Consider the following 4,727-nt stretch of genomic DNA (forward strand, 5'->3'; position numbering starts at 1 on the left):
TCCATACACCTTGTGTGTGAGAGGCCCCCAGCCAGACCACTGGGTTGATAGGCCGGATGTGGAAGCGAGGACTAACGACTCGTGAAGCTGACCGGTACTAATAGGCCGATAACTTACACCACACACCACCCCCGCAAACCCAACTTCAAAAGGGGTTCGCACCACCGGGGTGGTACAAAGAAACAAGACTGCTTGCGTCCACTATGTGGTTCCCAAACAACAAACCCGTCACCCGACGGCCACGTTGCACGGAACCAAACAACTACATAACAACACCACACCTGCGGAGCAATCCGCAGCGAACATGTTGTAACCACAGACTTCCCACCCCACCAAGGCCCTCACCGGCCCGCGGGGGTGCGGACACAGGGTTACGGCGGTCATAGCGTGGGGGAAACGCCCGGTCCCATCCCGAACCCGGAAGCTAAGACCCACAGCGCCGATGGTACTGCACCCGGGAGGGTGTGGGAGAGTAGGTCACCGCCGGACAACCATTAGGTCGAGAGCCTCCAACCACCAGGTTGGAGGCTCTCCCCCTTTAACCCCCCAACCACCACCACCAACCCCCCCGCCGCAGCCACGGCGGGGCACTGCCGGGCCCCTGCCTCCCGCCTCCAGACCGGAGTGCGTACGCTGAGGGCTGAAAGCGACGCAAAATGCGGTCGAAACCCGGAAATTTTCCCAAAAAAGCGCGAAAACACGCGGAATTTGCCGCCTTGGCGGCGGCAAGCTGGTAAGTTTTCGAAGAGTGGCTTGTATGCATGCCGCGTGCAGGCTTCAGAAATTAGAACCGTCCAGGAGGACATAAATGGCTAAGAACCGTAGTGAACTTGTTGCAGAGGTAGCTGGCAAGGCCGGCACCAGCCAGGCAGCCGTCAACTCCGTGCTCGATGCACTGTTCGAGGTTTTCGAGACCTCTGTCGCCGCGGGCGAGAAGATCACCATCCCCGGCTGGCTCGCCGTCGAGCGCACCGACCGTGCAGCTCGCACCGGCCGCAACCCGCAGACCGGCGAGACCATCCAGATTGCCGCTGGCCACAGCGTCAAGCTGACCGCCGGCTCCAAGCTGAAGGCTGCAGTCGCCAAGAAGAAGTAGTCTTCTTCGAACGCTTGAAAGGAGCGGCAACCCTAGGGGTTGCCGCTCCTTTTGCGTTCATCGCAGGCACACGGATTCGGCGCCCGCGCAGGCGTAGCGGACAATGGAGTTGTGCCTTCCGCAGCAAAACCCCGAACCCCAGCAGCCCCCACCCCGACCGCGGGAGGGCGTGGCTCCGGCGCCGGGACGGCGGGGATTTCCCGTGGCTGGCAGCTGGCCGGCCTGGTCGCCCTGTTCCTGGGCCTCGTGGCGGCCTTGCTCTTCTCCGGCGCGGCCGGGGCACGCTCGGTCTCTGATCCGGGCGCGCTGGTCCGCTGGGGGCTCCCCGCCAGCAAGGCCCTCCACAACGCAGCCTTGGCGACGGTGATCGGCGGCCTGATCTTCGCCGTGGCCATCCTGCCCAGGAACCTCACTGGCCGCCCGTCCAAGGACAAAGACGCCCCGGAGCATCCCGCCTTCACCCGTGCGCTGGCAATCACCGCAGCCGCCGGCGTCGTCTGGACCCTCTCCGCCGTCGGCGTGCTGGTCCTGAGCTACTCGGACATCGCCGGCCAGGCCGTTTCGGCGGACCCGGAATTCACCAAGTCCCTTGTCTACTTCATGACAGATATCGAGACCGGGCGGGCCTGGCTGACGGTGGTCATCATCGCCGCGGTGGTCACCACCGCGCTGTTCGGTGTCCGATCGCGGGGAGCACTGGCGCTCACCCTCATCTTCTCCATGGTGGGGCTGGTTCCTTCGGCGCTAATCGGCCACTCGTCCAGCTCCAGCGACCACGAAGGGGCCATCAACTCCCTGGGCCTACACCTCGTGGGTGTCTCGGCCTGGGTGGGCGGCATCATCGTGTTGACCCTCCTGTCGGGGGTCTTGGCGGGCTCGGCCGGGGCCGGCGCCGCGGGTAGGACCGACGTCACCGAGCCGACCTTCCGCCGCTTCTCGGCCTTGGCCGGCTTCGCGTTCGCCCTGGTCTTCGCCTCCGGCGTGATCAACGCGAGCATCAGGCTCACCAGCTGGACCGACCTCTTCGGGTCCGGGTATGGGCAGCTCATCCTGGCCAAAACGGCGGCCACCCTGGTCCTCGGCGGCATAGGCCTGATGCACCGCCGCTGGGTCATCCCCCAGCTGGGCGTCAAGGGAGCCGGCCTATCCGCCCGGCGCGTGCTCTGGCAGCTGGTGCTCGTGGAGCTGCTAGTCATGGGCGCGACGATGGGAATCGCCGTGGCGCTCGGCCGCTCGGCCCCGCCGCAGCCGCGAACCTTCGCCCCGGATGCTTCCCCGGCGTTCATCCTCTCCGGCTACGAGTTGCCCCCCGAGCTGACTCCGCAGCGCTGGCTCACAGAGTGGCGGCTCGACTGGCTCTGGGTTGCCGTCGCCGTCTTCGGCCTGGCGTCCTACATCCTCGGAATCCGCAAGGTCCGCCAACGCGGGGACTCGTGGTCCTGGTTCCGGACCATCAACTGGCTGATCGGACTGGTGGTCCTGACATTCGTGACGTCCGGGCCGCCGTCGGTCTACGGCCGGGTGCTGTTCTCCGCGCACATGGTGGACCACATGGCGCTGACCATGGTGGCGCCGATCTTCCTCGTCCTCGGGGCGCCGGTCACGCTGGCGCTACGGGCACTGACCCCGCGGCGGGACAGCTCCCGCGGGCCGCGGGAATGGCTGCTGGTCTTTGTGCACTCAAAGTTCTCCCAGCTCGTCACGCACCCGCTGTTCGCCGCGGCAAACTTTGCCGGCTCGATCGTGCTGTTCTACTACTCGGACGCATTCGGCTACGCCATGCGCGACCACGTGGGCCACGAGCTGATGAACCTGCACTTCGCCCTCACCGGCTACATCTTCGTGTTGACCATGATCGGCACCGACCCCCTGCCGCGGCGGGCACCGTACCCGATGCGGTTGTTGCTGCTGCTGGCCACCATGGGCTTCCACGCCTTCTTCGGCGTCTCGATCATGGGCGGTACGGGGCTGTTGGCCGCGGACTACTTCGGCAACCTGGGCCGCAGCTGGGGCCCGTCGGCCCTGCTGGACCAGCAGATGGGCGGTGCGGTGGCCTGGGGGATCGGCGAGGTGCCCACCCTGCTGGTGGCGATCGGCGTCGCAGTCATGTGGTCCCGCTCCGATGCACGGGAGTCCAAACGCACCGACCGGGCGGCGGACAGGAATAACGACGCCGATCTCACCGCTTACAACGATATGTTTGCCCAGCTCGCCGAGCGCGACGCGAAGCTGGCAGAACGCAATTCAAAGCTGGAAGGACGCTGATGAGCGAAACCGTACGCACCCACCTCCGGGTCAGGGCATCCGAACTCGTAGGCCGTGGCTGGCTGAACACCGGGGGCAAATCCCTGGACCTTGAGTCCCTGCGCGGCAAGATCGTTCTGTTGGACTTCTGGACCTTCTGCTGCATCAACTGCCTGCACGTCCTGGACGAGCTTCGACCGCTCGAACAGCAGTACTCCGACGTCCTTGTGACCGTCGGCGTGCACTCGCCCAAGTTCGAGCACGAAGCGGACCCTGTGGCGCTGGCGGCCGCCGTCGAGCGCTACGAGATCCGCCACCCGGTCCTGGACGACCCGGAGCTGGACACCTGGAAGGCCTACACCGCCCGAGCCTGGCCCACCCTGGTGGTCATCGACCCCGAGGGCTACATCGTGGCGCACCTCTCCGGCGAGGGCCACGCGGACGGCCTGGCCGTGCTTATCCCCGAGCTGATCGCCGAGCACGAGGCCAAAGGCACCCTGCACCGCGGCGACGGGCCCTACGTGGCGCCGGAGCCGACGTCGGGGACGTTGCGGTTCCCCGGCAAGGCCCTCTACCTGCCGGCCGGCCGCGGCGGCGCTGCTGCACCCGAGGCCGCGGCACCGGAGGCCGCGGCGGAGTCCGACGCCGGGTCCTGGCTGGTCACCGACACCGGCCACCACCGGCTCGTGGAGCTCTCCACAGACTTCGAAACGGTGCTGGGCACCTACGGTTCGGGCGAGAAAGGCTACGCCGACGGCGGTGCCGCTGACGCCCGCTTCAACGAACCGCAAGGCCTCGTGCTCCTCCCGGAGGCCGTGGCCGCGAAGGCCGGCTACGACGTCGTGATTGCCGACTCGGTCAACCACCGGCTCCGCGGACTCTCGCTCGCCGGCGGCACAGCCACCACCCTGGCGGGCAACGGCATCCAGCGCTTACTTGAGACTGGCCCGGCGCGCGTGGACGAGGAAGGGGCCGCCTACGGTGCGCCCCTGGAGGCGGACCCGCTGGAGGTTTCGCTGAGCTCCCCGTGGGACGTCGTCTGGTCCGGAAAGCTCAACGCCGTCGTCGTGGCCATGGCCGGCGTGCACCAGATCTTCAGCTTCGACCCGGTCACCGGTGCTGTTTCGATCCTCGCCGGCAACGGCCTCGAGGGCCTGCTCGACGGCCCCGCCGCCGAAGCCTGGTTCGCCCAGTCCTCCGGACTTGCCGAAGACGCTGACGGCAACATCTGGGTGGCGGACTCCGAGACCTCGGCGTTGCGCAAACTCGTGATCGCCGACGACGGCGCCATCACGGTTGAATCCGCGGTCGGCAAGGGTTTGTTCGACTTCGGCTTCCGCGACGGCCCGGCGGCTGAGGCCCGGCTCCAGCACCCGCTCGGCGTGAC

The 4,727-nt window shown here is 67.0% G+C and carries 3 protein-coding genes and 2 rRNA genes; all 5 read left to right on the forward strand.

Features of this window, described 5'->3' with window-relative positions; translation table 11 throughout:
• Positions 1-122: ribosomal RNA gene (locus AB4Y86_RS12365) — 23S ribosomal RNA — on the forward strand; the annotation flags it as partial.
• A 250-nt stretch (positions 123-372) separates the two neighbouring features.
• Positions 373-489 (forward strand): 5S ribosomal RNA (rrf, locus tag AB4Y86_RS12370).
• Between the two features lie 319 nt (positions 490-808).
• A complete protein-coding gene (locus tag AB4Y86_RS12375; protein ID WP_011776355.1) occupies positions 809-1,096 on the forward strand; it encodes an HU family DNA-binding protein in 288 nt (95 codons plus the stop codon).
• 111 nt (positions 1,097-1,207) lie between these two features.
• Positions 1,208-3,361: a cytochrome c oxidase assembly protein gene (locus tag AB4Y86_RS12380; protein WP_441402521.1), complete on the forward strand. Its 2,154-nt coding sequence runs from the start codon at positions 1,208-1,210 to the stop codon at positions 3,359-3,361.
• Positions 3,361-4,727, forward strand: a 1,367-nt coding sequence (locus AB4Y86_RS12385) for a thioredoxin-like domain-containing protein (protein WP_441402522.1), incomplete at its 3' end; no start/stop codon positions are given. The genes AB4Y86_RS12380 and AB4Y86_RS12385, both read left to right, overlap by 1 nt.

This window comes from Arthrobacter sp. 2YAF22_2, assembly GCF_052114645.1.
Classification (GTDB): Bacteria; Actinomycetota; Actinomycetes; order Actinomycetales; family Micrococcaceae; genus Arthrobacter.

Excerpts from the sequence above, each read along its gene's own strand:
- AB4Y86_RS12375 (WP_011776355.1), top strand. The coding sequence starts at position 809 with ATGGCTAAGAACCGTAGTGAACTTGTTGCAGAGGTAGCTGGCAAGGCC.